Here is a 24715-nt window from a genome sequence, read left to right as displayed (position 1 = left end):
GGGGGCCGGGGGCCGCCGGGGAAGCGGCCGGGGCCTCCGGCCGCTCCACCACCTGGGACGAGGTCATCCCGTCAGCCCTGCTTCCGCGTGGCCTGGAAGGCGTCGTAGTCCTTCTGACCGGCCGCCGCGAGCTGGTCGGGCGTGACCTGGCCGGCGTAGAGCTGCTGGAGCTGTCCGCCGATCGTGTCGATCATCGACGGGGTCGACCAGTCGAAGTAGGGCACGTAGCCGTTGCCCTTGTCGAGCGCCTGCTGCGCCGCGATCTCCGTCGACAGCTCCGCATTGCCGCTCGGGGTGCTGAGACCCGAGTGCAGCAGCGGGAGGAAGCCGTGGTCGACCGCCAGCTGGGCGGTCGTCTTGGACGCCATGAAGTCGAGGAAGGCCGCCGCGGCGTCCGGGTGCTTCGACTTGGCCGAGATGGACAGGTTGGCCGCGGTCGAGCCGGTGCCGACCACCTTGCCGCCGTGCACCTGCGGGAGCTGCACGTAGCCCATCGTCTGCTTCTGCGCGTCCGAGAAGCCGAGCGAGCCGGTGTACTCGAAGCGGAAGGCTGCCTTGCCGTCCATGAACTGGGCCTGCGCGTCGGCGTACTGGATGCCCGGGTAGTTCGAGGTGAACCAGCCAGCGTCGGCCCACTTCTTGACGTCCTTGGCCGCGTCGGCGATGCCCGTCGAGGTGATCGGGACGTTGTCGGCGGAGTAGACGAAGTCGCCGATGTTCTTCGAGGTCCCGTAGAGGTCCTGCGTGGCGAAGAGGATCGAGGTCGCCGAGCCCTTGTCCTGCGAGCCGTAGGCGATCGGGGTGATGCCCGCGGCCTTGACCGCAGCGGCGTCCTTCTCGAAGTCGGCCAGTGTCTTCGGCACCGGGAGGCCGAGTTTGTCGAGGATCTCCTTGTTGTAGTACAGGCCGATCAGCGAGGAGCGCGCCGCCGGGGTGGCGTACAGCGATCCGGTGCCCATCTGCTTGCCGTCCGGGGTGAACTCGAGCTGGCGGGCGATGGTGTCCGGGATCTCCTTCTTCCAGCCGTACAGGTCGGAGTAGGCGTCCAGGTTGAGGATGCGGCCGCCCTTGGCGAGCGTGCCCATCGACTGCCAGCCGTTGTTGACCAGCGCGATGTCCGGACCGTTCGGGTCGGCGAGGCGGAGGTTGAGGGTGTTCATCACCTGGCCCCAGTCCTGCGTGGTGCGCTTGATGGTGATGTTCGGGTGCTGCTTCTCGAAGTCCGTGACGACCGAGTCCATCCACTTGCCCTCCTCGCCCTGCCAGAAGTCGAGGATCTTGAGGGTGACGGGCTTGCCGGAAATGTCCTTCGAGACCGCGTGCGAGGAGCCCGCGGCGCTGGAGCCTCCGGGTGCGCACGCTGTCAGGCCCAGGGCCAGTCCAGCGGTGAGCGCGAGCGCTCCGGCGAGGTGCCTCTTTTTCATGCGAGTCTCCTTTAACTCGAAAGCAGGGGTGACGCCGAGATCCGGCGCGAACCAACCGTAACCATAACCAAACCAGATAGTCCATTTGAGAACGAATTAACAGCCAATGGTCGAACTGGTATGGTCACCAGTGTGAAGACCCCGACGATCGCAGAGCGCGTCACCCGCGAGCTCAACGCGTCCCTCAACCACGGCGTGTACCCGCCGGGCACCCGGCTGCCCGGCGAACGACAGCTCGCCGAGAGCCTCCATGTCAGTCGGAGCACCATCCGCACGGCCCTGGAGGATCTGGAACGTCAGGGCCGGATCGCGCGCTCGGCGCAGCGCGGCTGGTTCGTCCCGAGTCCCACGGTCGGAGAACCGCCGAGCACGCTGCAGAGCTTCAGCGAGATGGCGCGGCTGCGCGGGCACACGCCGACGGCCCAGGTGCTCGACAAGAGCGTGCGCTCGGCCACCATCGACGAGGCGGAACGGCTCGGCATCGTCGCCGGGGCCGACGTGCTCGTGCTGGTGCGCCTGCGCGGGATGAACTCGACGCCGATCTGTGTGGACACCAACGTCATCCCACTGTCGGTCGCGGCGCCGCTCGTGGAGGCCGACCTGACCGACGCGTCGCTGTACGAGTCGCTGCAGACGCTCTGCGCGGTCGACATCTACCGCAGCGCCTACAGCGTCCAGGCCGACGCGGCGACCGCCGACCTCGCGGGGCTGCTGCACATCGCGCCGGGGAGCCCGGTGCTGATCGGGCGGGAGATCGCCTACGACCGCGCGGGCGGGCCGGTGCTCCTCGGGCTGAACACGTACCGCGGCGACGCGTACCGGTTCGAGGCGGACCTGTACCGGGCAGGTTAGGAGGCGCCGGGCCGGTGGGGACCCTCAGCTCCCGCGGCCAGCGGATCCGCGCCGTACTCCTCGCGATAGCGCCGCACGAACACCGCCTCCGACGAGAAGCCCCACTGCTTCGCCACCGCGCACACGGTGGCCGGGGTGCTCGAGAGCTGGTCGTGGGCTCCGTTCAGCCGCGATCGCCGCAGGTAGGCGGTGGGGCCGAGGCCGTCCGAGTGCGAGCGGAACGCGAGCAGGAGTTCGCCGGTGGACGCGCCGGCCGCGTTCGCGGCGTCCTCGATCGTGATCGGGGCGGCGGCGTGCTCGCGGAGGAACTGCGCGCCGACGCGGAAGACGCGCGCACGGCGTTCGGCGGAGACACGCAGCTCGCGCCGGTCGCCCACCAGCCGGAAGGTCTCCAGCGCGGCGACCGCGAGCTGGCGGTACGTGGTCGCCCGCATCGAGTCGTTCGAGAGCGCGCCGGACCGCCACTCCCGGCGGGCGACCTCCAGGGCCGCCAGCCAGTAGGCGGCGCGTCGCTCGTTGACGGGCCGCGGGCCGTCGAAGTGGAGCTCGAGGTCGTCCTGTGCGTAGAGCAGCCGGGCGGTGCTGGTCAGCGCGGGCACATCGAACGCGACCGCACGGCCCTGCGTGTCGGACATCCGGTGCACCGACTGCTCGCCGGGCTGGAAGATCACCGGTTCGGCCGCGAAGCTTCCGGTGTCGTCGCCGATCTCCCAGCCGCTGCCCGGCGTGCCGGTCGAGATGAGGAGCACGTCGGGGTCGACCACGCAGCGCAGCTCGCCGAGCATCACCGCGTCGGCGAGGAGGAAGCGGCCGTCGCCGACCACGTGCTCGGCGAAGCCGGAGAAGCGGCGGCCGAGGTCGACCCGGCCGTAGTGGCCGGCCAGATAGGCCTGCGTCTCGTCGCGGTCGCGCGAGCGGAACCGGCGCTCGAAGAACGTCGCCGACAGATGGTCGTTCGGGGATCCCATCGGCGGGAACCTCCTCCATCCGGGCGGGCCGGAGCGTTCGCGAGAAGATTTGAGGGGTCCTGCGTACCCGAAACGCAGGACCCCTCGACGGGCGCCCGACACCCGAAACTTCGGGAGCCCGTCGGGCGGAGGGACCACTGGGGGCGGGCCCTCCCTGGGGGGGAACTGGCGGAATCGTCTTCCTGCGGAGAGTATACGTCGAGATTGGAACTTTAGTCCACGCTCTAGTTCCACGAATTCGTCGTCTGTCGGTACGATCGGAATCGGAACGAACGCGCGTACGCGCGGAAGAAGGTGAAGGATGCCCGTCCCGGGGGTGTCGGAGGTCCGGCAGACGCGTGTGCTGGCGCGCGACCGCGCGTACGAGGCGCTGAAGACGGCGATCCTCGACGGCACGATCCGCCCCGGCGAGCGACTGGACGACGCCGAGCTGCGGGCCTGGCTCGGGATGTCGAAGACACCGATCCGGCAGGCGCTCCACGCGCTGACGGTCGAAGGATTCGTGGAGACCGCCGCCCAGTCGTACACCCGCGTGGTCGAGCCGCGGGCGGAGGACGCCGTGCTTCACCTGCAGACCATCGGCGTGTTCGTCCTCGGCGTGCTCGACCTCACCCTCGACCGCCTGACCGACGACGACCGGGACGCCCTCGTCGCGGACGTCGACCGATTGATCGCCGCGCTGGAGGCTGCCGATCTCGAGAGGTCCATCGCAGGCTCCCAGCAGTACTACGGCCGCCTGATGGCGTTCTGCCCGAACCGCGTGCTGCTGCGGCTGGGCGAGCGGACCCTCGCCGCTCGCGCCTTCTACGTCGGCGTCGCCTATCGGGCGCTCGGGATCGACTGGCCGGAGGCGGCGCAGGCGTACGCGGCGCTGCGCTCGGCGCTCGCGGCGGCGGACTGGCGGGGCGTGGCCGCGGCGGAGCGGGAGATCTTCCGCATCGAGCCCCTGCGGACCGCCGAGGAGGGCCGATCCTGATGCCCGTCCCCCGCTCCCCCGAGAAGACCGACAGCCCGCGCGAACTCGTCCGCGAGCGCGTCTACGCGCAGCTCAAGGAGGCCATCCTCTCCGGCGTGCTGCTGCCCGGCGAGCGCCTGGACGAGTCGGAGCTGCGCGGCTGGCTCGGCGTCTCCGGGACACCCATCCGGCAGGCGCTGCACACGCTCAGCCTGGAGGGACTGGTCGACACGGCGCCGCAGTCGCACTCCGCCGTCATCGCGCCGCGGCCGGAGGAGGCGCTCGACACCCTGCAGACGATCGGCGTGCTCGTGACCGGCGCGACCATCCTGACCCTGCCGCACCTCGGCCCGAGGACCGGACGCGGCTGGCCGCACTCGCGCGGGAGGTGACCGCGGAGCAACGGCGCGGCGACGTCCCCTCGATCACGAAGGCCGCCGAGGCGTACTTCGGGTCGATCGTGCAGGCGTGCCCGAACCCGGTGTTCATCGAGCTCATCGCGCAGACCGGACCGTCGCTGAGCTACCACGTCACCGTCACCTACCGTGCGCTCGACGCCGACCTGGGCGAGCTGGCGCAGGAATACCTGGACCTGTCGGCGGCGCTGCTGGCCGGGGACGACGAGCGGGTCATCGATGTGACGAAGCGGATCTTCCGAATGGGGAGCCGGCGGCCGTAGCCCCTCGCGGAGCGGGGTGACAGCCGGCTGCGCCGTCGGCTCCCTGCGGCCTAGGCTCGGAGCATGGCTGAGAACTCCCGTCCCATCGCCCTGGTCACCGGAGGGTCGCGCGGCATCGGCCGGGCGATCGCCGCCGAGCTGGGCGGCACGCACCACATCCTGGTCGGCGGCAGGGACGCCGCAGGCGTCGCGTCCGTGGTGGCCGAGCTGCCCTCGGCCGAGCCGTTCGTCGCGGACCTGACCGGCGACACGCTGCCCGCCATCCCGGAGCGGCTCGACGTGCTCGTGCTCTCCGCGGGCGTGGAAGACGGCGGCACCATCGCCTCGACGGACGATGCGACCTGGCGGCACGTGTTCGAGGTCAACGTGTTCGCCGTCGCGGCGCTGCTGCGGGCGGCCCTCCCTGCGCTCCGCGCGGCCGGCGGGCTGGTCGTCGCCATCAACAGCGGGTCAGGTCTGAGCAGCGGAGCCGGCGGCGGCGTGTACTCGGGCTCGAAGTTCGCCCTGCGCGCGCTCACCGACGCGCTGCGGGAGGAGGAGCGCCCGAACGGCGTCCGGGTCACGAGCATCCACCCAGGCCGGGTCGACACCGACATGCAGCGGGCGCTCGTCGCCCGCGAAGGCCATGAGTACGACGCGGCGTACACGATCACGCCGGAGATGGTCGCGGCGACCGTTCGCGTGGCCGTCGACCTGCCGAGCACCGGGATGGTGGAGGCGCTGACGGTGCGCCCGGTACGGCGGCGCTGAGCCCCGCCGTACTCATCCCGAACCGGGGCTTTACGATCCCCGAACATTCCCCGACGAGGCTGGACTCAGCCGGGAAACCCCCGGCCGCTCACCTCTGAACGGGAGAACCATGTCCAGACGATCCATCGGCATCATCACGGCGGCGACCGCGGGAATCGCGTGCGCGGCCCTCATCGGCGGTCCGGCGCTGGCCGACACGCCGACCCCGACGCCGACTCCCTCCGCCTCGCACGCCCCGAAGACGCTCGCGCAGCTCCAGGCTGCCGGCGCGAAGGCGACCAGCGATCGCGAGACCAAGCTGACCGCCGCCATCGCCAAAATCAATGCCGACAGCCACCTCAGCTCGAGCGACAAGTCCACGATTCTGGCGACGCTCAACACCGACCTCGCCGGCATGAAGTCCTCGGCCTCGGCCATCGCCGCCGACACCTCGACCACGCAGGCGGCCGCCGACCTCAAGAAGGTCTTCACCTCGTACCGCGTCGACGCCGTCGCCCTCCCCCAGGCACGCCTCGCGTCGGAGGCCGACCGACTCACCGGCGCCACCATCCCCGCGCTCACCACGGAGCAGTCGAAGCTCGCCGCTCTGCTCTCCGGCAAGGACAAGGCCAAATCGACCTCCGCGCTGCAATCCGACCTCAGCGACATGAGCGCCCAGCTCTCGACCGCGTCCCACGACGCGAGCGGAGTCGCCGCCGCGGCCCTGGCGGTGACGCCGAGCTCCTACGACGCCAACCACTCGGCGCTGTCGTCGGCGAAGTCGTCGCTGGCGTCGGCACGCGCGGCCGTGAAGAAGGCGCAGGCGGACGCGAAGGCGGTGCGGGAGGCGGTGAAGAAGTAGGCCGGGCCCGCTGACCAGCCCGTCACACCTCGACCGCGCCGGCGACCTCCCACTCGGACACCAGCAGCGACCACAGCTGCTTGTCGTAGAACTCCCCGCCAACGGGCCAGGCCTCGCGGAGGACGCCTTCCAGCGTCATCCCGAGGCGGCGAGCGACGGCCGAGCTGCGGTCGTTGTCGCTCCGGCAGCGCCACTCGGCCCGGTGCATGCCGCGCTCGTCGAACGCGTAGGCGAGCAGTTCCCGCACGGCGCTCGTGATGTGGCCGTGGCCCTCGGCAGCCGGCTCCAGCCAGCAGCCCACCTCGAACCCGCCCGTGGCCGGGACGAACTCGACGAACATGACCCCGCCGACGAGCGAACCGTCCGCCCAGATGCCGTAGATTCCCGCGCCCTCCCGGGCCGCGCGCTCGGCGTAGCGGCCGAGGGTGGCGCGAGCGCCGGCGATGTCCTCGGTGACGAACGAGGGCCCCACCCATGGACGGATGTGCTCCCTGGCACGATCGAGGTGCGCGGCGAACTCCTCCGCCATCCACGGCTCGAGCGGGCGGAGCTGTGCGCCGGAGGCGAGCGTCTTCGAGAACATGAGGGACACGCTACAGGCGCGGCGCGGCGAAGCCGTCAGCGCAGCGCGCGCAGGTCGAACGCCCACATGTTGACCGTGATCGGCACGCCTTTCGGGTACTCGGAGTCCTCGACCCCGGTGTTCACGAAACCCACCGAGCGCGCGAGCGCGTTCGAGGCGGCGTTGTCCACGCGCGGGAAGGCGAGCATCGTGTCGCGGTCGGCCCGGGCCGCCGCATGGTCGAGCAGGAGCCGCACGGCCGCCCCCGCGAACCCGCGGCGCTGAAACGGCACGAACACGAACCAGCCGCACTCGTACACGGCTTCGCCCTGATGCTCGATCTGCCAGTAGGCCGCCGCGCCGACGGCTCGTCCGCCGCATCCGACCAGACCGTGAACGGCGCGATGGTCCCCTCCGCCTGCCCGCGGAGGAACCGCTCGTGCCGGCGTCGGACGACGTCCTCCCCCTGCGGGCCGCCCAGGAACACCGTCATGTCGGCGGCGTTGTTCCTCAGCTCGACAGCAAGGTCGGCCTCGGTCCGCGGTTGCAACCGCACTCGGTCAACGCCCACGCCGCGACACTACACGCGGGTCGGCGAAGCCCGCACGGGAGGGCGCGAACCCGCGAACCCGCCCCTAGAACCGTCCGCCCCGCCTCAGGTGCCGCGGGCGCGAGTCGGGGTCCACGACGATCCGATAGAGCGGTACCGCCCAGAGACGCTGCAGCCTCGTCACCGGTTCGATGCGGTGCCGTCGCGCCTGGCCGCGCGGGCGCGGCGAGCGTCGTCCCGAACGGTGCCAGCCGTCGAGCGCCTCGCTGCTCTCCGCCCAGAGCGCCAGCCCGTCGGCGCCGTCACCGAGCCGGGGGTCATCCGGGTCCAGACCGAGGTGCTCCGCCCAGAGCTGCGTGCGGAGGTCGCGCGCGACGTCCCCGCCGACGATCGCGCAGGTCAGCTCGCTGTCGGTGGTCCAGGAACGCAGGTTGAAGTTGTCGGAGCCGCACGTCATCCAGGTGTCGTCCACGATGCAGATCTTCGCGTGCACATAGATCGGCGTGCCTGCCCCGTTCTCGAGGTCGAACACCCCGACCCGGCCGGGCGCCGCCCGCCGCAGCATCGAGACGGCGCGATGCTGGCCGAGGCGGCCGGGAGGCCCCGAGACCCCGCCGTCGTCGTCCGGGTAGCGCGGCACCACGACGATGACCTGCAGCGCCGGGTTCGAATGGAGCGCCTGCGCGATCGCGGCGACGACCTCCTTCGACCAGAGGAACTGGTCCTCGATGTAGATGAAGGAGCGTGCACGCGCGAAAGCCTTGAGATAAGCGCGCGCGATGCTGCGCTCCCCCTTCGGAGCGAACGGGAACGGCGGCCGTTTCGGTGCGTACGTCCGCAGCACCTGCACGGCGAGCTCACCTGCCGCCGGGGGCGGCGGGGCCGCCTCGGGGAGCGGTTTCGGATGCCGTGGCATGTCGGCAAGACGCTGCACGAGCATCCGGTACGGGTTGCGATGGTCCAGCGGGTGCGGATCGTTCCAGCGTTCGGCGAACGTGTCCAGCAGGTCACCCACGACGGGCCCGCGCAGTTCGAGTGCGGCGTCGTGCCAGGGCGGACGTTCGCCGTAACGCGGGTCGATCTCCAGCGCTTGGGGGTCCCCGGCGTGCCGGATGTCGTCCCGGCGGCTGTGGCAGAGGTCGAGCCCGCCGACGAACGCGATGTCGCGCGCCGGGTCGTGCGTGTGCCGGATGACGAACAGCTTCTGATGGTGCGACCCGAAGGCACGCACCCGCTGGTCGAGCAGCACCTCGCCCCCGGCGTCGTTGATCTCGCGGCCCAGCAGTGCGTTCGACAGACCGCTCATCCGTCCGCGGATGCGCTCCCCGTGGGAACGCCACACCAGGCCGCGCACTTCGACGCCCGCTCGCGCGATGTCCGCCAGCAGCTCCCCGATCGTCGGGCCGCCCGGCAGCAGCAGTTCGTCCTTGTCACCGCGCCAGTCGGTGAAGAACACCCGGTCGCCGGGCTCCAGCGCCGACAGCTCCTCGTGCAGCCGCGCGAAGTAGGTCGCGCCGTGGACGAGCGGCCGCACCAGGTTGCCATCCGACCAGGACCCGGACCCGGAGGGGCCGGCCTGCACGGCGGACGCCGAATTGCCCCGCTCGGCTCGGCTCAGGAACCATTCGGAGGCGTCTGTCGGCACGGTACGTACTGTACGCCGCGGACGCCGCGCTTCTACGGGCGGCCGCATGCCGTGTCGGTTCACCGCGGCCGCTCCCGCGCGCCCTATGCCTGCGCACGCCCGCGGGAGCAGAATGGTCCCGTCCGAGCCGCACGTCGAGACAGGGAGACCATGTCCGAATCCGCCGCACCGCGCCCCACCCCGAGCCCGACCGACACCCTGCGCCGTCGCTCGCGGGAGGCGCTCTCCGCTCTGGCCCTCCAATTCCTGCTCGGGATGGCCGTCAACCTCATCGGCGATCCGAAAGGCACGTTCGCGGCCGTCGTGGACACGATCCTCGTCATCCTGCACATCCTGGTCGCGATCGGCCTGGTCGCGGTCAGCATCCGGGTGCTCCTCGCCGCACGCAAGGCCGGTGTCGGCCGGCGCTTGGCCCTCTGGGGTCTCGTCGTCATCGTGATCACGTTCCTCGCGGGCGTCGGCACCATGGCCTCCGGAAGCGAGTGGGCGTCGTATGTGATGGCGGTCGGATTCCTCGCCGCGGCGGCGCTGTACGGCGGGACGTTCTTCGCGTCGTACGGGATCGGGAACACGTCCCGGGCGTAGCGGTCGAACCCGCACCCCGGGCGTGTCGTAGACTACCCGGGTGTTTCGGCTCATCGCGTCTCCGCCCGTCGGGCGTCTGGAGGTCGTCGGCGTTCTCCCCGCCGGCGTGAGATAGCCCTGCCTCTCTTCCCGTGATCCCGCGCGCCTTCTTCGGCGCGCTCCCGCTCCCCTCGGGCGCGCCTTCGCGCCCCGGCCCGGCCCTTCCGCGCCGGCCTCGCGAGCACCCATCACGCCGGATCCGTCGCCGTCCCGGCGTCGCGCGGTCCGCAGAACAGACAGGACATCCAGCCATGCTTCCCCTGAACGAGCAGCAGCTCCGCTCCTCCTTCGTCAACGCCTCCCAGCGCGAGCGCAAGGAGCTCACCCTCCCCGACCTGGCGAACACGCGCTGGGACGACCTCGACTACCTCGGCTGGCGTGACCGCAAGAACCCGAACCAGGGCTACGTGATCGCGGAGGTCGACGGCGAGCTCGTCGGCGTCCTGCTGCGGAAGGCGGACGGCGGCGTCCGCAGCCGTCCGCAGTGCTCGTGGTGCGAGGACGTGCACCTGCCCAACGAGGTCGTCTTCTTCATCGCCAAGCGCGCGGGCGCCGCGGGCCGCAACGGCAACACGCTGGGCACGCTCGTCTGCGCGGGCTTCGAGTGCTCGGCGAACGTGCGCAAGCGGCCGCCGCTCGCCTACGTCGGCTTCGACGTGGAGGCCGCCCGCCTCCAGCGCATGGACGTGCTGCGGGAGCACGTCACGACGTTCCTCCGCCGCGTCGCCGAGGGCTGACGCCCGGAGGCTACGGCCTCGCGGACGCCGTCAGTGCTGTCAGTGCTGAGGAAGCGTGATGGCGCCGGTGTTCGTGAGGCCGTCGACCTCGGCGGCGATGCTGAGGTCGGTCTCAGGAAGGGTGCGCTCGATGTGATCGCGGAGCGAGCTCATGGGGTGATTCCTATCGTGCTGTGGGGGTAACCGTGAAATCTTCCGCCATTCAACCTGAGAAGAGGCAGAACGCCCGGGATTGAATGGCGGTATCGTCGCGGCATGTGCCGGAACATCCGCTGCCTCCACAACTTCGAACCGCCGACGACGGACGACGAGGTCCGGGAGGCCGCCCTCCAGTTCGTCCGCAAGGTGAGCGGCTCCACGCGCCCCTCCCGCGCGAATTCGGCCGCCTTCGACCAGGCGATCGACGAGATCGCCGCGGCCACCCGCCGCATGCTCGACCAGCTCGTCACCAACGCTCCGCCGAAGAGCCGCGAGGCCGAAGCGCTGAAGGGCCGCGCGCGGCACGAGAAGCGGATGGAGCGGGAGGTGCGGATCCGGACGGCTGGGTGACGCCGCCCGCTCACTGAGCCGCCGGGACCGCCTCGGGGACCAGCCACACGAACCCGTGCGCGCCGAGGGTCAGGCCCTCCCGGAGGTCGTAGCCCTCTCCCGTCACGAGATCCGTCCACCGCGCACCCTGTCCGGCGAGCGCCCACGCTTCGACGCGCTCCGGGTCGTCGCCGAAGTTCGCCAGCACCAGGAGCGACCTGTCTCCCTCTCCCGGGCGGAGGTATCCCAGGACCTTCGGATTCCCGGTATCCAGCGCACTGAGGTCGCCGCCGCCGAACTGACTGTTCCGGCGGCGGAGCTCGATGAGCCATCTCATCCGCGCGTACAGCCCTCCGGCCGGCGTCGAGGCGTCCGTTCGCTCCGCATACAGCTGCGACGGATAGGCCGGCCGGCCGACCCACCGGGAGTCGTCCGACCGCCCCTCGACCTCCAGCTGCGCGTAGTCGTTGAGCTGGCCGACCTCGTCGCCCAGGTAGATCAGCGGGATCCCGCCCGTCGACAGCGCGAGGGAGTACGCCAGCAGCACCCGGCCCGGTCCGCCCGCGTCGCCCGACTCGTACCCGGCCAGCGAGGCGGTCGTCCCGGCGACCCGGCTGTCCCCTGTCTTCGGGTTGAACTGGAAGGCGGCGCCGCGCGCGAAACTGCCCTCGAAGCGGCCCGTGTAGTAGTCGTTGAGGAACCGGCGGTGGCCGTACGGGTCGATGCCGAGCCGCGCGGCGTCCTCGTCCGCGAACGTCCAGCCGATGTCGTCGTGGCTGCGCACATAGTTGACCCACGCGGTCCCGTCCGGAGTCCGGTGCCGCTCGGCCAGCGCGCTCTGGAGCATCCGCACGTCGCGGGTCGCCATCGCCTCCCAGGTCAGCGCCATCTGCAGCGGGTTGTAGCTGAGCTGGCATTCGTCCGGGCGCACGTACGAGAGCACATCGTCCGGGTGCACGATCGCCTCCGAGAGGAAGACCATCGCCGGCGCGGCGATCCGGCAGACGGCGTTGAACGCCTGCAGCAGCAGGTGCGCCTGCGGCAGGTTCTCGCTGGAGGTGCCGAGCTGCTTCCAGATGAACGGGACCGCGTCCATCCGCAGCACCTCGACGCCGAGGTTGGCGAGGAAGAGCATCTCCCCCGCCATCGCCCGGAACACCGCCGGGTTGGAGTAGTTGAGGTCCCACTGGAACGAGTGGAACGACGCCCACACCCAGGTGCCGTCCGCGAGCTGCACGAAGGACCCCGGGTGGTCGTCCGGGAAGATCTCCCGTGTGGTCTCCTCGAACCGGTCCGGCTGCTCGCGCGAGTCGAACATCCAGTAGTAGTCCCGGTAGACCGGGTCGCCCGCGGTCGCGCGACGGGCCCACTCGTGGTTGCTGGCGGTGTGGTTGAAGACGAAGTCGACGGCGAGCGAGATGCCGTTCGCCCTCAGCGCCTCGCCCAGCCCACGCAGGTCGTCGATGGTGCCGAGCCGCGGGTTCAGGTCCCGGTAGCTGGAGACCGCGTAGCCGCCGTCCGAGTTGCCCTCGGGAGTGAGGAACGGCGGCATCACGTGCAGGTAGTTCAGCCCGAGGTCCCGGAAGTAGGGGATCCGCTCCTGGAGCCCCGGAACGCCGCCGGCGTAGAGGTCGGCGTAGCAGACACCGCCGAGCATCGCGTTGGACTGGAACCAGTCCGGCTGCTCGGAGCGCCGGCGGTCGAGGTCCTTGAGCTCGGCGGAGCGCTCCCGCCAGGACGTCCCGACGAGCTCCAGCGTGCTCGCCAGCGCCTCCGGCAGGCCCGGATGGTCGCCGTAGATCGCGCCGAGGAGGCGGCGCAGACGCTCCCCCTCCACCGCGAGCCGGTGGTCGAACTCGCGACGTTCACCCTCGATCGTGCTGCTTCCGATGCTCACGTGACCCACCGTAGGGCGCGGCATCCGATCGACCAAGGGGTTCTCGTCGCGCCGACGGAGCGCGATGGAGGGTCGCTCGGGGCTCAGACCGTGCGCGGCGCCCGGGCGGCGTTGGCCTCGAGCTCCTCGCGGTTCTGCCGCACCACGTAGGCGGGGCGGTCGCGCTCCACGCGCCAGCTCTCCGAGAGCGGGCCGAGGTGGACGGTGTCGAAGCCGAACTCGTCGTAGATCGAGGTCACGAGCGCCGCGGCGTCGTTGTGGTCGCTCGCTGTGGCGAGCGCGCGGCGGTTCTCGCTGCCCGCCGGCGACCCGGTGGTCGCGATGTCCCGCGCCATGATGTGGTTGAAGCCCTTCGCCACGCGCGACTCCGGGAGGTGCGCCTGCAGGAGGCCCGAGGTGGTCGCGGTCCCGTCGTCGAGCTCGGCGATGTGGCCGTCCCGCTCGAAGTAGTAGTTGTTGGTGTCGATCACGACCTTGCCGGCCAGCGGCTCCACGGGCACGTCGCGGTAGCGGTGCAGCGGGACGGTCACCACCGCGAAGTCGCCGGCCGCACCGGCCTCCGCCGCGGTCGCCGCCGTGGCCGAGGGGCCCAGCTCGGCGACCAGCTCCGCGAGCGTCTCCGGCCCGCGCGAGTTCGCGATCGTGACCGTGTAGCCGCGCTGGATGAAGGTGCGCGCCAGCGCCTGGCCGATATGTCCTGCTCCGATGATTCCTACGTTCGTCATGCCGGGTGCAACCGATGGGGCGCGGGAGAATTCCACGAGGCATACGCTGTCGCCATGCACCGCGCGACGCGGAGGTCCATCGGCCGCACGCGCGCCCGCCTCGGAGCGGCCGCGCTGGGGAGCGTGCTGCTGCTCTCGGCCTGCACAGCGTCGGGGCCTCCGTCCCCCGCGAGTTCGCGCGCGACGAGCACCCCGTCGCCGACCCGCCCGACGCCGTCGACGTCGTCCACCCCGGTCGCCGTGCCGGTGCCCGGGATCACGTCGTGGTCGTCGTACCACGCCGGCCCGGCGCGCACCGGGGCGGTGATCGCCGGAGCGTCGCTCGCCTCGCTCACGCGCGCCTGGTCGGCGGACCTCGGCGGCGCGGTGTTCGGCCAGCCCGTCGTCGCGGGCGGCCGGGTGATCGCGGCGACGGAGACGAACCGGGTGGTCGCGCTCGACCCGGCCACCGGGAACGTCGCCTGGTCGGCCTCCCTCGGCGCGCCGCTCACCGACGTCGGCTCGGCCGCGGGCTGCGGCGACATCGACCCGCTCGGGATCACCAGCACCCCGGCCGTGGACCCCGCCACGGGGACCGTGTACGTCGTCGGCGAGGTGAGCACCGGCGGCGGCGCCGTGCAGCACCGGCTGGAGGGCTTCAGCGTCGCCACGGGACAGGTGGTGCTCTCCGAGGTCGTCGACCCGCCGCTCCCGGCGGGCGAGAACCCCGTCCACCTGCTCCAGCGGGCGTCGCTCACGGTCGCGAACGGGCGGGTCTACGTCTCCTATGGCGGCAACTACGGCGACTGCGGGGCCTATCACGGCTGGGTCGTCGGCGTGAACGAGACCGGCGCTCCCGCGCTCGTCTCGTTCGAGGCGGCGCCGGACGGCCAGGGCGGCGCGATCTGGCAGGGCGGCGGAGCTCCGGCGGTCGACGCCGCGGGAGACCTCTACGTGTCGACGGGCAACTCCAACCCGGACCCGCCCGCGGGCGGACCCGATCCCATCCAGTATGCGGAGAGCGTGGTCAAGCTGTCCCCCGACCTGAAGCCGCTCGCCGCATTCAAGGACCAGGGCGCGGGAGCCGACGACGACCTGGGGACGGGCAACCCGGTGCTCCTGCCCGGGGGCCTGCTGTTCGTCGCCGGGAAGACGAACGTCGGATTCGTCCTCCGCCAGTCCGACCTGTCGCAAGTGACGAGCATCAGCGGGATCTGCGGCAGCGACCCCGACGGGGGCGCCGCCTACGACCAGACGACGAACCGGCTGTTCGTCCCGTGCAGCGGCGGCGGCATCCAGACGGTGGACCTCGCCTCCGGCCAGCGGGGCCGGCGGCTCCCGGGTGCGAACGGAGCGCCGATTGTGATCGGTGGGACCGTCTGGGCGGTCCAGTACCCGGGCGGCGCAGTCAGCCAGTTCGACGCCGCGAGCGGCGCGCTCCTGCAGCGGCGAGCCGCCGGCGACTCGGTGCCGCACTTCGTGAGCCCGAGTGCCGGGCTCGGGCTGCTGCTGGTGGGGACGGAGTCGGGGGTGGTCGCGTTCCACGGCGGCGGGTGAGTGCCGCGTCGGCAGGAGCGCGCCGCGACGTCGGCTCCGGATACCTCACGACCGCCCCGCGACCGTGATGAAGACCGCCAGCGATGCGAAGAACGTTCCACCAGAGAGGTGGCCGAGCCAGCGGTCCGCCCGGCGACGGCTGGGTGCGGTTCTCGGTCATGACGCTCCTTCGCCTCGGGGACGGAACTCTACCTCGTCCGGCTCTTGATACCTAGAACTCCCATGCCTAGAATTTCTAGGTATGGGGCACGATCGAATCAAGGGGAATCTCGACCTCCTGCTGCTCGCCGCTCTCGCCGCCGGCCCGGCGCACGGCTACGAGCTCACGGCGAGCATCCGGGAACGCAGCGACGGCGAATTCGTGCTCGCCGAGGGCACGGTCTACCCGGCGCTGCACGGGCTCGAGTCCCGCGGACTCATCACGAGCTCGTGGGAGGTCGTCGGCGGCAGGCGGCGCCGCGTCTACGAGCTCAGCGGCGCGGGGCGGGAGGCCCGGGATCAGCAGGCCGCCGACTGGCAGCGCTTCGCCAGCGGCATGAACCGAGTGTTGGGAGCATCCGCATGACCAGTGATCGCATCGACGCCTACCTCGACGACATGCTCGACCGGCTGGAGGGCACCCCGGCCGAGCGCCGGCGGATGCTCACCGAGGCCGAGACGCATCTGCGCGACTCCGCGGACGCATACCAGCGCGGCGGCATGGACGCCGACGCCGCGCAGATCGCGGCGATCGACGCCTTCGGCGATTCCCCGACGATCGCACGCGCCGCCAACCACCGCCGACCGGCCGAGCTGGTCACCGCGTGCGTCCGGGCGGCCGCGCAGCTCGCCGTCTACGGCTTCGCCGCGATCGGCCTGGCCACCCTGCTCGCGCGGGCGCTGGCGCTGGTGACCTCGACGCAGTGGGTCTACGGCGCCCCCGCCGGCTATCGGTTCACCGCAGCGCAGTGCGCGCACTGGCTCGCCGTCCAGCCCGGCGCGACCACCTGCGGCACCGCGGCCGCACTGGAGAGCTCCGACGACTCCTTCCTCTTCATCCTCGCGGCCGCCGTGATCGGGCTGATCGTCGCAGGCGTCATCCTGGCCGCTATGCGACTGACCCGGCGGCGTCCGCTCCGCGCCACGGCGCGCCTGCCGCGCTCCGTGGTCACCGCGATCGGCGCGACCGCGTTCCTCGGCGCCGGCCTCGCGCTGCTCGCCGCGGGCGCCGCCCACGGCGTCTCGCGTGTCGCCTGGGGCCAAGGCGTGCTTTATACAGATGGGGCCGTGGCGGTGATCTTCGGGATCGTCTTCCTCGCCCGGTTCCTCGTCACGATCCGACCGGTCCGGACGTCCGCAGCATGACCCGGACACTCACCGTCGTCCTCAGCGGTGCGGTCGGAATCGGACTCGGAGCCCTCAGCGGCCGAATCCTGTTCGGCGGGTCAGCCTGGAATCTGATCCTCTGGGCCATCGTCGCGGTCGCGATCGGCTTCCTCGCCACCGACCGGCTCACCGCTCTCCTGGCATCGGGCGTCTACGGCTACCTCCTCTCGGCCGTCTTCCTCTACACGGCCAACACCGGCAGCGCGCCCGTCGCCCAGCGCATCCTCTTCGCCCTCGCGCTCGCGCTCATCGGCCCGCTCTGCTCCATCGCCCTCACCGCGCTCACCCGGCTCCTGTACCGGCCGAGCGCGCGACGACGTCGCGAACCTCGAACGGAGCCACGACGGTAGCGTCCGAAAGCCGGCACCCCGGCTGTCACAGATCGCCGAGGCCGAATGCGGAACCGTCGTGCTGGTCCGGGAACGGCTCGTCGTCTGCTTCCTCCTCGACGACCTCGATCCGGATCGCACTGCTGGCCGTGACGAAGACTTCGCTGACTCCGTTGGGAGAGAGGAACGGCACGAACGCGCCGCCCGCACGCGCGGCCGCCACGATCGCGGCCTTGCTGGTCCCCACCTCCGCGACCGGGCGGTAGAGGATGCCGTCGACCCTGAAGAGAACGAGCACGCCGCGCCGCCTCCCCTCACGATTGAACGAAACGGTACGCGCGCGGCGCTCGATTACCAGCGCTTGCGCGGGCCGTTCGCGCGTGCAGCCCGAAATATTCGGCTGCACTCCCGGGTTCGCCGTGTATGGTGGTCGGAGTTCGACCCGGGGGATTCGTCCCGTCCGTCGGACGTGATCACGCGTTTCCGATCGTGTGACCGAGACGGTCCCGCATTCAGAAACCGGTCCTTCCCATCCGGGTGTCGCGTGCGGGGCCGCCTTTTTCCGAACTCTCACCAGGCGCGCAGAAAGCACTGACGACCAACACCGATCTTCTCGTCCGCAGCATCGTCGCCCGCGGCATCATCCCCGCCTCCTTCGAGGCGAAAGGACTCACTATCATCAGCACTCCGCGGCCCCCGGCCGCACTCACCTGGCGCCAAGCCGACGACACCGTCTGGGTCGCCACCGCATACGACGAGTACGCCGGCATCGCGGAACTCCACGACGGACGTTTCCGGGTGCTCGACAGCCGTTCGCACGCCGTCGGCGTGACGCCGACGCTCGCCGAGGCGGAGACCCTCCTCCGGCGCACCCCACCGCACCGCGTCCGCCGCGGCGCCCACCACCGTCCGCGCCGATTCGGGCGCGGCGACCGGAGCCGTCCTCACGGCTCTCAAAGAATAATGAAGGAAGAAAAGATGCCCACTGGCACCGTCAAATGGTTCAACTCGGAAAAGGGCTACGGCTTCATCGCCCCGGATGACGGCAGCGCCGACGTCTTCGCCCACTACAGCGAGATCGCCTCCAACGGCGGCTACCGCAACCTCGACGAGAACCAGAAGGTCGAATACGACCTCGCTCAGGGCCCCAAGGGTCCCCAGGCCGCGAACATCCGCCAGGCCTGATCGGTGCGGTGCCCGGTCGCGAGACCGGGCACCGTTTCCACAGCGGGGCACCGACGAACACTCAGCCTGCGCGCCTACGCTTGCGACATCTCGGGCATCCGCCCACACCCTCGGCTGGGAAGTCGTCACGACACAGCGGAGGAAGTATGACCGCATCCACTCTCGGGCCTGTGCTGAAGACCCGGCCCCGGTCGGAGACCCGCGCTCCGGTCACCAGCACGTACAACGAGCTGCTCGGGCGCGTCCGCAGCGAGGGCCTCCTCGAACGCCGGCGCGGCTTCTACATCGCCATGTTCGCCGTGCTCACCGCCGGCCTCCTCGGCGCGGCAGCCGGTTTCGTGCTGCTCGGGGACTCCTGGTTCCAGCTCCTCATCGCCGCCGCGCTCGGCCTGATCTTCACCCAGTTCGCGTTCCTGGGTCACGAGGCCTCCCACCGCCAGGTGTTCGCCTCCGGCCCGACCAACGACCGCGCCGGCCGGCTCATCGCGACCTGGCTGGTCGGTATGAGCTACCAGTGGTGGATGACCAAGCACACGCGCCACCACGCGAACCCGAACACCGAGGGCAAAGACCCCGACATCGCGTTCGACACGATCTCGTTCACGGTGGAGGACGCCGCCCGCCAGCGCGGGCTGCTCGCCGCGATCACGCGCCGGCAGGGCTACCTGTTCTTCCCGCTGCTCCTGCTGGAGGGGATCAACCTCCATGTCACCTCGATCCGGTCGCTGCTCGCGCGCGGACCCGTCGAGCGCCGTCGCAGCGAGTTGGTCGCCATCGGGCTCCGGCTCTCGATCTTCGTCACCATCGTGTTCCTGATGCTCCCCGTCGGGATGGCGTTCGCGTTCCTCGGGGTGCAGCTCGCGGTGTTCGGCGTCTATATGGGCGCGTCCTTCGCACCCAATCACAAGGGCATGCCGCTGCTGCCCGCCGGCGCCCGGGTCGACTTCCTGAACAAGCAGGTGCTGACCTCCCGCAACATCCGCGGCGGCTGGACGATGAGCGTCTTCATGGGCGGCCTCAACCACCAGATCGAGCACCACCTCTTCCCCAGCATGCCCCGGCCGCACCTGCGCCGCGCCCGCGAACTCGTCCGGGAGCACTGCGCGGCCCACGACATCCCCTACACGGAGACGGGCCTCGTGAACTCGTACCGGATCGTCATCCGTTACCTCAACCGGGTCGGACTCGCCGCGCGCGACCCGTTCGACTGCCCGGCGGCGCAGCGGTACCGGCGTGCCTGAGGAGCCCCCTGCCCTCTCCGGGGCGTCTGTCAACCGGCTGCGCAGCATCTCTATGAGAGGACGCTGAAGGGGTGGAAGTCCCGGTTTACGCAGTAGTGGTGCCGCACGAGATCACCCCCGAGGTGCTCGGCGTCTTCTTCGAACTCGCCGAGGCGGAGGCCGCCGCCGAGGCGGCCGAACAGTTCGCGGTCGTCGACCGGGCCGTCCTGCATGCCTGACAATCGGCTCCGTCCCGTCGCTTTCCCAGGTGACCTGGGTCAGACTGGGGAGACACCCTCCGGTTGACGTGAAGCCTCGCTTGGCAACCGATTCTTTGCCCCCTTCCGGACAAACCGAGGAGGGAAACATCATGGGCTACCTCAGCTACGAGAACCACGAGTACCAGTTCGAAGACCGGACTCTCGCGCACCTGCACATCGTCATCGTCAACAAACTCCGGCACGGCCAGAGCTTCGCCATGTCGTGGAGAGACTTGGACGAGGTGGGCGGCGGACGCACCAGCATCTGGCTGCACCCGTCCAGCAACCTGCGCTTCCACTTCGACGGCTCCCGCACCCCGGCCCTCAACCGGGACTGGCTCGCCCAGCTTGCGGACTCCGCGGAGAGTTCGCGCGGGCTGATCATCGAAGCGGAAGAGCGCGCGCCGTTGCGGGTGCTGGAGACGGCGTGACGTCACAGCCCCGTGGCCGCGCGGGTTAGGCACCGCACGACCGACTCCGGGACGGAAGACCAGGTCGACGCGGAGCCGGAGGCGCTGTGGCGACTCGTCACGCCGGGCCTCCGCACGGGAGGGGCGGGCTAGCCGATCCGCCGCGCGTGGCGTACTTATTTCCCCGCTCGGACGGATCCCGACCGGGCAGCGGATCGGGGCCCGGCAAGGAACGGGTCGATCGCCGCCCAGGTCGCGTCCGGCGCCTCCAGGTGCGGGAGGTGCCCGGCCTCGGGGATCTCCATGAACCGCGCGCCGGGAATCGCACGAGCGACCGCCCGTCCGTAGTCCGGTGTGGCGATCCGGTCGCTTTCGCCCCACACCACCAGGGTCGGCGCCTCAACGTCGCCGAGCCGGCCGAGCAGCTCGGGGTCGCTCATCCCGGCACCGGCGATGGCCGCCATCGTGCGGCCGTTCGCCTCCTGGGCGGCACGCTGCGCGTCGGTCAGGGAGGCCGGGTCCCGGTAGCCGCGGTCGGGGTCGTACCAGGCGGCCTCGGCGAGGCCGCGGGCGTCGAGGGCGAAGAAATCCGCGATCGGCTCGCCCTCGACGACCGCCCCGACGCCGTCGATGTCGACCACAGCTCCGATGAGGCCGGCGTAGCGCGCATCCGCCGCGGCCTGCAGCGCCATTTCGAGCGCGATCCACCCGCCGATCGAGGAACCGACGAGCACGACATCGCGCTCACCGCCGGCGGACAGGAGGTCGAGGTAGTGGGCCGCGAGGTCCGCGACCGAGGCGACGGAGGCGTGCAGTGGCGCCCCGTCCCATCCGGGATGGGTCGGCGCGAGCGCGTGCATGGTCGCACCGAGGTGCCCCACGAGGGGAGCGACCGTCTGCGGTCCGCCGCCGCCGTGAAGCACGAGCGCCGTTCGCGACGCGGGGTCGCCGGCTTGGAGGACCGGCACATCGTCGAAGATCATCTTCCTCGCTCCTGAATCAACATGTTTATTTAATGATGTTGATACGATAGCACCGTGACGACGAACCTGGAAGTGCTCGGCCAGACGATCAAGCGCGCGCAGTACCGGAACCACCGGACGATGGATGCCGCCCTGCAGGACGTCGGCATCACCCTTGTGCAGTGGGACGCGCTGCGCGCCATCGACCGGATGCCGCACGCGTCCGGCCACGACCTCGCCGCCGCGACCTTCCAGAGCGACCAGTCGTTCGGCACCCTGGCGAACCGGCTCGTCGCACGCGGTCTCATCATCCGGTCGGCGGGCCGCGGACGACGGATCGAGCACGCGCTCACCGACGAGGGACGCGCCGCCCTCCAGGAGGGCCACCGGGTGGCGTCCGGGGTGCTGGACGAGCTCTTCGCGCCGCTCGACGAGGATCGTCGCGCGGCACTGCTCGACGCGCTCCGGGTTCTGACCGCGGATGCGTCGCCGTCCTGACCGTCGTCCCGGCGGCGGACGACGCGGCCTCTACCGCTGGAGCCCGCGCGGGCGTTGAATGTCGCCTGTGTTCGATTGGGTTCTGCTCGCCGACCTCGGCACCGCTGTCGGGACCACGGCGCTGGCGGTCGCGACGTTCGCCTCGACCCGGTCCGCCAACCGCTCCGCCCGGGTCGCCGAGCGCGCACTCCTCGAAGGGATCCGCCCCATCCTGCTTCCGTCGAACTGGTCCGACCCTCCCCAGAAGGTCCGGTTCATGGACGGCCGGTGGCTGACCGTGCTGGGCGGCAGGGCGACTCTGGAGATCACCGATGAGGCCGTGTATCTCGTGATGTCCGTGCGCAACGCGGGCGCCGGTGTGGCGATCCTGCACGGATGAGCCGGCCTCAGAGGAGTGCGCCCGCGATTCTCGACGCGGCGGCCGCGAGGGCTGCCGCGATCAGTTCCACGTCTTGCTCACCGGTGATGTAGACGACGGCGAGCGACGACGGCGACCCGTCCGGCAGTCGCAGCGGAACCGCCACGGAGGAGAGGCCGGGGATGATCTCGTCGCTGCTGACTTCGTACTCTTTCGGCGGGAAGGCGGACGGTTCGAGCTGCGAGCGGATGACACGGCCGGGGGCGCCGCGATCGACCGAGTGCCGGCTTCCCGGACGTTGCGCGACGGTCGCGTCGACTCCACGTGGCTCCGCCGTCGAGAGCGTCACCGCGGCCTCGCCGTCGAAGGCGACCACGAAAGCGGTCATGCGCAGGTCGTTCGCCAACTCGGAGAGCACCGGCGCCGCGGCAGCCTGCAGGCCGCGGGCGACGTTTCGAGCGAGCGAGGCCAAGCGGACGCCGAGCCGAAGTTCGCCGGCCGCCGTCCGGACGACGAAGCCGTGCAGTTCGAGGGTTCGGACGAGCCGGTACACCATCGAGCGGTGCAACCCCATCTGCGTGGCCAGCTGCGCGACGGTCACCGGCGTCTCGGCGTCACCGATGAGCTCCAGGACGGTCAGGCCGCGCGCCAGAGTCTGCGAAGCACTCGTTGCAGTCGAATCCGGCATCGGGGCCTCCGTCTTGTCCGGCAAGGAACGGCAGAGTATCCTTGTAGCTATTATTAGATCCCTGTCTCGATTATAGAGAATAGCCGGATCGTTGTTCAAGGAGGAATAACGTGCAGATCCACTACCGCGGTTACCAGTCCGGCGATCCGCGGATCAAGCCGGCTGCGGGGTACGGCGTCGAGCGCCCTCTCGACGTACCGGATGAGCTGGACGTACTCGTCGTGGGAACCGGCCCTGCGGCGGCCGTGGTCACCGCCCAGCTGTCGCGCTTCCCGTCCATCAACGCGCGGGCCATCGAGAAACGCCCCGGGCGGCTGGAGGTCGGCCAGGCGGACGGCATCCAGGCGCGCTCCGTGGAGACCTTCCAGGCGTTCGGCTTCGCCGGCGAGGTGGTCGAGGAAGCGTACCGGAACGTCGAGATGTGCTTCTGGAAGCCGGACCCCGCCGAGCCGTCCCGGATCGTGCGGGCGTCCCGGGCGCCCGACGACGCGACCGGGATCAGCGAGTTCCCGCACATCTACGTCAACCAGTCGCGCATCCTCGACTACTTCCTGCGCGACGCCGAGCGCGCGCCGGGACGGATCGTGCCCGACTACGGCATCGAGTTCGTGGACTGCGAGATCGACGCGGACGCCGAGTACCCGGTGAGCGCGCGGATCCGTTACTGCCACGGACCGCGCTCCGGCGAGGAGCGCATCGTGCGGGCGAAGTACCTGGTCGGCGGCGACGGCGCCCGCAGCAGCGTCCGCACCGCGCTCGGCCACCGCCTGCACGGCGACGCGTCGATGCACGCCTGGGGCGTGATGGACATCCTGGCCAACACCGACTTCCCCGACATCCAGGTCAAGTGCTCGATCCAGTCGCACGACGCGGGCAACATCCTGCTCATCCCGCGCGAGGGCGGCTACCTGGCGCGCATGTACGTGGATCTGGGAGAGGTCGACGAGGCGAACCCCGGCGCAGTGCGTGCGACTCCGATCGAGGCGATGATCGCCAAGGCCAACCGCATCCTGCACCCCTACACGCTCGACGTGAAGGCCGTCACCTGGTGGTCGGTCTACGAGGTCGCGCACCGCATCACCGACGGGTTCGACGACGTGCCGGCCGAGCTCAGCGGAACGCGTCACCCGCACGCCTTCATCATGGGTGACGCCTGCCACACTCACTCGGCCAAGGCCGGGCAGGGCATGAACGTGTCCATCCAGGACGGCTTCAACCTGGGCTGGAAGCTCGCGGCCGTGCTCGAGGGCCGCGCTCCCGAGGAACTGCTGGACACCTACGCGGCGGAGCGCAAGGTCGTCGCGCAGAACCTCATCGACTTCGACAAGGAGTGGTCGAGCATGATGGCGCGACCCGTCGACGACTGGGAGGACCCCTCCGAGCTGGAGAACTGGTACGTGAAGACGATGGAGTTCCCCGCCGGCTTCATGACCCACTACGCGGAGTCGCTCATCACCCTCGGCACCGAGCACCAGGAGATCGCGCCCGGCTTCCCCGTCGGCAAGCGTTTCAAGTCCGCCGAGGTCATCCGGCGCGCGGACAACCGCTGGCGGCACCTGGGCCACTTCCACGAGGCGGACGGCCGCTGGCGCGTCTACGTCTTCGCCGACGACGCGGCCCCCGCGCTCAGCGGGACGCCGACCGCCGACTTCGCCGAATGGTGGGCCACCGCCCCGGCCTCGCCCCGCGTGCGGTACACGCCCGCCGGAGGCGACGACGACGCCGTCTTCGACACCAAGGTCATCTACCAGCAGGACTACACGGAGGTCGAGCCCGGCGCCGTTCCCGCGGCCTTCAAGCCGGCCAAGGTGCCGTACGGCCTCCACGATCTCAACCAGATCTTCTCGGCGGGCCACGGCCGCGACATCCACCGGGACCGCGGCATCGGCACGGCGGGCGCGCTCGTGATCGTCCGCCCCGACCAGTACGTCGCGGCCGTCCTTCCACTGACCGCCCGCTCCGAGCTGACGGAGTTCTTCGCCCGGCACATGATCGAGCCCGACGTGAAGCTGGCCGACTCCGGAAACGACGCGACTCAGGACGTCGAGATCGGGCAGCGCGTCGACCTGAGCGCCCTGAGCGAGTGACGCAGAAGCGGGGGGGGGGGGGGGGGGGGGGGGGGGGGGGGGGGGGGGGGGGGGGGGGGGGGGGGGGGGGGGGGGGGGGG

29 protein-coding genes are annotated in these 24715 nt (G+C 70.8%); 19 read left to right on the top strand and 10 right to left on the bottom strand.

The annotated features are described in order from the left end of the window. Window positions 1–71 precede the first annotated feature (71 nt). Window positions 72–1424 carry an ABC transporter substrate-binding protein gene (locus AC1ROW_RS17465; protein ID WP_493020167.1) on the bottom strand — a complete coding sequence of 451 codons (1353 nt, stop codon included), beginning with the start codon at window positions 1422–1424 and terminating at the stop codon, window positions 72–74. A 132-nt stretch (window positions 1425–1556) separates the two neighbouring features. Between AC1ROW_RS17465 and AC1ROW_RS17460 the strand changes: the two genes are divergently transcribed. Beyond that, the gene (locus tag AC1ROW_RS17460) at window positions 1557–2276 is read left to right on the top strand and encodes a GntR family transcriptional regulator (protein ID WP_493020166.1); all 720 of its coding nucleotides are present in this window, start codon (window positions 1557–1559) and stop codon (window positions 2274–2276) included. Here the strand turns inward: AC1ROW_RS17460 and AC1ROW_RS17455 are convergent. Next, a complete protein-coding gene (locus AC1ROW_RS17455) occupies window positions 2273–3244 on the bottom strand; it encodes a helix-turn-helix transcriptional regulator (protein ID WP_493020165.1) in 972 nt (323 codons plus the stop codon). The genes AC1ROW_RS17460 and AC1ROW_RS17455 overlap by 4 nt on opposite strands. A 301-nt stretch (window positions 3245–3545) precedes the next feature. On the opposite strand from AC1ROW_RS17455, the gene AC1ROW_RS17450 reads away from it, so the two are divergent. The 5 genes from AC1ROW_RS17450 to AC1ROW_RS17430 all read left to right on the top strand — a co-directional run bounded on the left by AC1ROW_RS17450 (window position 3546) and on the right by AC1ROW_RS17430 (window position 6469). After that, on the top strand, window positions 3546–4220 hold the full coding sequence (locus tag AC1ROW_RS17450; RefSeq protein WP_493020164.1) for a GntR family transcriptional regulator: 675 nt from the start codon (window positions 3546–3548) through the stop codon (window positions 4218–4220). Then, window positions 4220–4591, top strand: coding sequence for a GntR family transcriptional regulator (locus tag AC1ROW_RS17445; RefSeq protein ID WP_493020163.1), 372 nt, complete (start codon window positions 4220–4222; stop codon window positions 4589–4591). The genes AC1ROW_RS17450 and AC1ROW_RS17445 overlap by 1 nt, the downstream gene beginning before the upstream one ends. Continuing rightward, complete coding sequence (locus tag AC1ROW_RS17440; protein WP_493020162.1) at window positions 4588–4878, top strand: FCD domain-containing protein; 291 nt, start codon at window positions 4588–4590, stop codon at window positions 4876–4878. Before AC1ROW_RS17445 ends, AC1ROW_RS17440 begins: the two co-directional genes overlap by 4 nt. Before the next feature lie 63 nt (window positions 4879–4941). Continuing rightward, on the top strand, window positions 4942–5628 hold the full coding sequence (locus AC1ROW_RS17435; RefSeq protein WP_493020161.1) for an SDR family oxidoreductase: 687 nt from the start codon (window positions 4942–4944) through the stop codon (window positions 5626–5628). Between the two features lie 109 nt (window positions 5629–5737). Beyond that, a complete protein-coding gene (locus tag AC1ROW_RS17430; protein WP_493020160.1) occupies window positions 5738–6469 on the top strand; it encodes a hypothetical protein in 732 nt (243 codons plus the stop codon). Window positions 6470–6491: 22 nt separating this feature from the next. Here the strand turns inward: AC1ROW_RS17430 and AC1ROW_RS17425 are convergent, their stop codons facing one another. The 3 genes from AC1ROW_RS17425 to AC1ROW_RS17415 form a co-directional block, all read right to left on the bottom strand. Further along, a complete protein-coding gene (locus AC1ROW_RS17425; RefSeq protein ID WP_493020159.1) occupies window positions 6492–7052 on the bottom strand; it encodes a GNAT family N-acetyltransferase in 561 nt (186 codons plus the stop codon). Window positions 7053–7087: 35 nt separating this feature from the next. Further along, entirely contained in the window at window positions 7088–7420 is a 333-nt protein-coding gene (locus AC1ROW_RS17420; RefSeq protein ID WP_493020510.1) for a GNAT family N-acetyltransferase, read from the bottom strand. Between the two features lie 246 nt (window positions 7421–7666). Next, window positions 7667–9226: a phospholipase D family protein gene (locus AC1ROW_RS17415; protein WP_493020158.1), complete on the bottom strand. Its 1560-nt coding sequence runs from the start codon at window positions 9224–9226 to the stop codon at window positions 7667–7669. A gap of 150 nt (window positions 9227–9376) precedes the next feature. Here AC1ROW_RS17415 and AC1ROW_RS17410 point away from each other — a divergent pair, with 150 nt between their 5' ends. From AC1ROW_RS17410 to AC1ROW_RS17400, 3 genes are all read left to right on the top strand, one after another. Beyond that, on the top strand, window positions 9377–9811 hold the full coding sequence (locus tag AC1ROW_RS17410) for a hypothetical protein (RefSeq protein ID WP_493020157.1): 435 nt from the start codon (window positions 9377–9379) through the stop codon (window positions 9809–9811). Between the two features lie 290 nt (window positions 9812–10101). Further along, window positions 10102–10587: an FBP domain-containing protein gene (locus tag AC1ROW_RS17405; RefSeq protein WP_493020156.1), complete on the top strand. Its 486-nt coding sequence runs from the start codon at window positions 10102–10104 to the stop codon at window positions 10585–10587. Between the two features lie 255 nt (window positions 10588–10842). Then, window positions 10843–11136 carry a DUF2277 domain-containing protein gene (locus AC1ROW_RS17400; protein WP_493020155.1) on the top strand — a complete coding sequence of 98 codons (294 nt, stop codon included), beginning with the start codon at window positions 10843–10845 and terminating at the stop codon, window positions 11134–11136. A gap of 10 nt (window positions 11137–11146) precedes the next feature. Here AC1ROW_RS17400 and AC1ROW_RS17395 read toward each other — a convergent pair whose 3' ends face one another. Together AC1ROW_RS17395 and AC1ROW_RS17390 are read right to left on the bottom strand one after the other, a co-directional pair. Further along, window positions 11147–13036: an alpha-amylase family glycosyl hydrolase gene (locus AC1ROW_RS17395; protein WP_493020508.1), complete on the bottom strand. Its 1890-nt coding sequence runs from the start codon at window positions 13034–13036 to the stop codon at window positions 11147–11149. A gap of 59 nt (window positions 13037–13095) precedes the next feature. Next, a complete protein-coding gene (locus AC1ROW_RS17390) occupies window positions 13096–13737 on the bottom strand; it encodes an NADPH-dependent F420 reductase (protein WP_493020154.1) in 642 nt (213 codons plus the stop codon). Window positions 13738–13791: 54 nt separating this feature from the next. On the opposite strand from AC1ROW_RS17390, the gene AC1ROW_RS17385 reads away from it, so the two are divergent. From AC1ROW_RS17385 to AC1ROW_RS17370, 4 genes are all read left to right on the top strand, one after another. Then, window positions 13792–15273 (top strand): outer membrane protein assembly factor BamB family protein, encoded by a 1482-nt coding sequence (locus tag AC1ROW_RS17385; protein ID WP_493020153.1) that lies wholly within the window; start codon window positions 13792–13794, stop codon window positions 15271–15273. A gap of 241 nt (window positions 15274–15514) precedes the next feature. Beyond that, complete coding sequence (locus tag AC1ROW_RS17380) at window positions 15515–15838, top strand: PadR family transcriptional regulator (RefSeq protein ID WP_493020152.1); 324 nt, start codon at window positions 15515–15517, stop codon at window positions 15836–15838. Beyond that, on the top strand, window positions 15835–16617 hold the full coding sequence (locus tag AC1ROW_RS17375; RefSeq protein ID WP_493020151.1) for a permease prefix domain 1-containing protein: 783 nt from the start codon (window positions 15835–15837) through the stop codon (window positions 16615–16617). The genes AC1ROW_RS17380 and AC1ROW_RS17375 overlap by 4 nt, the downstream gene beginning before the upstream one ends. Then, the gene (locus AC1ROW_RS17370; protein WP_493020150.1) at window positions 16614–16988 is read left to right on the top strand and encodes a hypothetical protein; all 375 of its coding nucleotides are present in this window, start codon (window positions 16614–16616) and stop codon (window positions 16986–16988) included. The genes AC1ROW_RS17375 and AC1ROW_RS17370 overlap by 4 nt, the downstream gene beginning before the upstream one ends. Before the next feature lie 25 nt (window positions 16989–17013). On the opposite strand, the gene AC1ROW_RS17365 is transcribed toward AC1ROW_RS17370, so the two are convergent. Then, window positions 17014–17373: a hypothetical protein gene (locus AC1ROW_RS17365; protein WP_493020149.1), complete on the bottom strand. Its 360-nt coding sequence runs from the start codon at window positions 17371–17373 to the stop codon at window positions 17014–17016. 572 nt (window positions 17374–17945) lie between these two features. Between AC1ROW_RS17365 and AC1ROW_RS17360 the strand changes: the two genes are divergently transcribed. The 3 genes from AC1ROW_RS17360 (at window position 17946) to AC1ROW_RS17350 (ending at window position 20063) form a co-directional block, all read left to right on the top strand. Then, window positions 17946–18152, top strand: coding sequence for a cold-shock protein (locus AC1ROW_RS17360; RefSeq protein ID WP_369961448.1), 207 nt, complete (start codon window positions 17946–17948; stop codon window positions 18150–18152). A gap of 146 nt (window positions 18153–18298) precedes the next feature. Beyond that, window positions 18299–19393, top strand: a complete 1095-nt coding sequence (locus AC1ROW_RS17355; protein WP_493020148.1) for a fatty acid desaturase family protein — start codon at window positions 18299–18301, stop codon at window positions 19391–19393. A gap of 349 nt (window positions 19394–19742) precedes the next feature. Next, the gene (locus AC1ROW_RS17350; RefSeq protein ID WP_493020147.1) at window positions 19743–20063 is read left to right on the top strand and encodes a DUF7882 family protein; all 321 of its coding nucleotides are present in this window, start codon (window positions 19743–19745) and stop codon (window positions 20061–20063) included. A 155-nt stretch (window positions 20064–20218) separates the two neighbouring features. On the opposite strand, the gene AC1ROW_RS17345 is transcribed toward AC1ROW_RS17350, so the two are convergent. Then, entirely contained in the window at window positions 20219–21025 is an 807-nt protein-coding gene (locus tag AC1ROW_RS17345; protein ID WP_493020146.1) for an alpha/beta fold hydrolase, read from the bottom strand. A 54-nt stretch (window positions 21026–21079) separates the two neighbouring features. Here AC1ROW_RS17345 and AC1ROW_RS17340 point away from each other — a divergent pair, with 54 nt between their 5' ends. Both AC1ROW_RS17340 and AC1ROW_RS17335 read left to right on the top strand, forming a co-directional pair. Then, window positions 21080–21502, top strand: a complete 423-nt coding sequence (locus AC1ROW_RS17340) for a MarR family winged helix-turn-helix transcriptional regulator (RefSeq protein ID WP_493020145.1) — start codon at window positions 21080–21082, stop codon at window positions 21500–21502. A 67-nt stretch (window positions 21503–21569) separates the two neighbouring features. Then, entirely contained in the window at window positions 21570–21881 is a 312-nt protein-coding gene (locus AC1ROW_RS17335) for a hypothetical protein (protein ID WP_493020144.1), read from the top strand. A 7-nt stretch (window positions 21882–21888) separates the two neighbouring features. Here the strand turns inward: AC1ROW_RS17335 and AC1ROW_RS17330 are convergent, their stop codons facing one another. Next, window positions 21889–22548: an IclR family transcriptional regulator gene (locus AC1ROW_RS17330; protein WP_493020143.1), complete on the bottom strand. Its 660-nt coding sequence runs from the start codon at window positions 22546–22548 to the stop codon at window positions 21889–21891. 110 nt (window positions 22549–22658) lie between these two features. Here AC1ROW_RS17330 and AC1ROW_RS17325 point away from each other — a divergent pair, with 110 nt between their 5' ends. Then, entirely contained in the window at window positions 22659–24635 is a 1977-nt protein-coding gene (locus tag AC1ROW_RS17325) for an FAD-dependent monooxygenase (RefSeq protein ID WP_493020142.1), read from the top strand. Window positions 24636–24715: the final 80 nt, after the last annotated feature.

This window comes from Leifsonia sp. GW821-FHT13C09 (genome assembly GCF_058806435.1).
The sequence above is the reverse complement of the archived record's forward strand: the minus strand, read 5'-3'. Positions and strand labels throughout refer to the sequence as shown.

Bases quoted from the DNA above. Each gene is read 5' to 3' on its own strand.
- AC1ROW_RS17465 (WP_493020167.1), bottom strand. From the start codon at position 1,424: ATGAAAAAGAGGCACCTCGCCGGAGCGCTCGCGCTCACCGCTGGACTG.
- AC1ROW_RS17455 (WP_493020165.1), bottom strand. From the start codon at position 3,244: ATGGGATCCCCGAACGACCATCTGTCGGCGACGTTCTTCGAGCGCCGG.
- AC1ROW_RS17450 (WP_493020164.1), top strand. From the start codon at position 3,546: ATGCCCGTCCCGGGGGTGTCGGAGGTCCGGCAGACGCGTGTGCTGGCG.
- AC1ROW_RS17445 (WP_493020163.1), top strand. From the start codon at position 4,220: ATGCCCGTCCCCCGCTCCCCCGAGAAGACCGACAGCCCGCGCGAACTC.
- AC1ROW_RS17435 (WP_493020161.1), top strand. From the start codon at position 4,942: ATGGCTGAGAACTCCCGTCCCATCGCCCTGGTCACCGGAGGGTCGCGC.
- AC1ROW_RS17430 (WP_493020160.1), top strand. From the start codon at position 5,738: ATGTCCAGACGATCCATCGGCATCATCACGGCGGCGACCGCGGGAATC.
- AC1ROW_RS17425 (WP_493020159.1), bottom strand. From the start codon at position 7,052: ATGTTCTCGAAGACGCTCGCCTCCGGCGCACAGCTCCGCCCGCTCGAG.
- AC1ROW_RS17410 (WP_493020157.1), top strand. From the start codon at position 9,377: ATGTCCGAATCCGCCGCACCGCGCCCCACCCCGAGCCCGACCGACACC.
- AC1ROW_RS17405 (WP_493020156.1), top strand. From the start codon at position 10,102: ATGCTTCCCCTGAACGAGCAGCAGCTCCGCTCCTCCTTCGTCAACGCC.
- AC1ROW_RS17400 (WP_493020155.1), top strand. From the start codon at position 10,843: ATGTGCCGGAACATCCGCTGCCTCCACAACTTCGAACCGCCGACGACG.
- AC1ROW_RS17395 (WP_493020508.1), bottom strand. From the start codon at position 13,036: ATGCCGCGCCCTACGGTGGGTCACGTGAGCATCGGAAGCAGCACGATC.
- AC1ROW_RS17390 (WP_493020154.1), bottom strand. From the start codon at position 13,737: ATGACGAACGTAGGAATCATCGGAGCAGGACATATCGGCCAGGCGCTG.
- AC1ROW_RS17385 (WP_493020153.1), top strand. From the start codon at position 13,792: ATGCACCGCGCGACGCGGAGGTCCATCGGCCGCACGCGCGCCCGCCTC.
- AC1ROW_RS17380 (WP_493020152.1), top strand. From the start codon at position 15,515: ATGGGGCACGATCGAATCAAGGGGAATCTCGACCTCCTGCTGCTCGCC.
- AC1ROW_RS17375 (WP_493020151.1), top strand. From the start codon at position 15,835: ATGACCAGTGATCGCATCGACGCCTACCTCGACGACATGCTCGACCGG.
- AC1ROW_RS17370 (WP_493020150.1), top strand. From the start codon at position 16,614: ATGACCCGGACACTCACCGTCGTCCTCAGCGGTGCGGTCGGAATCGGA.
- AC1ROW_RS17360 (WP_369961448.1), top strand. From the start codon at position 17,946: ATGCCCACTGGCACCGTCAAATGGTTCAACTCGGAAAAGGGCTACGGC.
- AC1ROW_RS17355 (WP_493020148.1), top strand. From the start codon at position 18,299: ATGACCGCATCCACTCTCGGGCCTGTGCTGAAGACCCGGCCCCGGTCG.
- AC1ROW_RS17350 (WP_493020147.1), top strand. From the start codon at position 19,743: ATGGGCTACCTCAGCTACGAGAACCACGAGTACCAGTTCGAAGACCGG.
- AC1ROW_RS17345 (WP_493020146.1), bottom strand. From the start codon at position 21,025: ATGATCTTCGACGATGTGCCGGTCCTCCAAGCCGGCGACCCCGCGTCG.
- AC1ROW_RS17330 (WP_493020143.1), bottom strand. From the start codon at position 22,548: ATGCCGGATTCGACTGCAACGAGTGCTTCGCAGACTCTGGCGCGCGGC.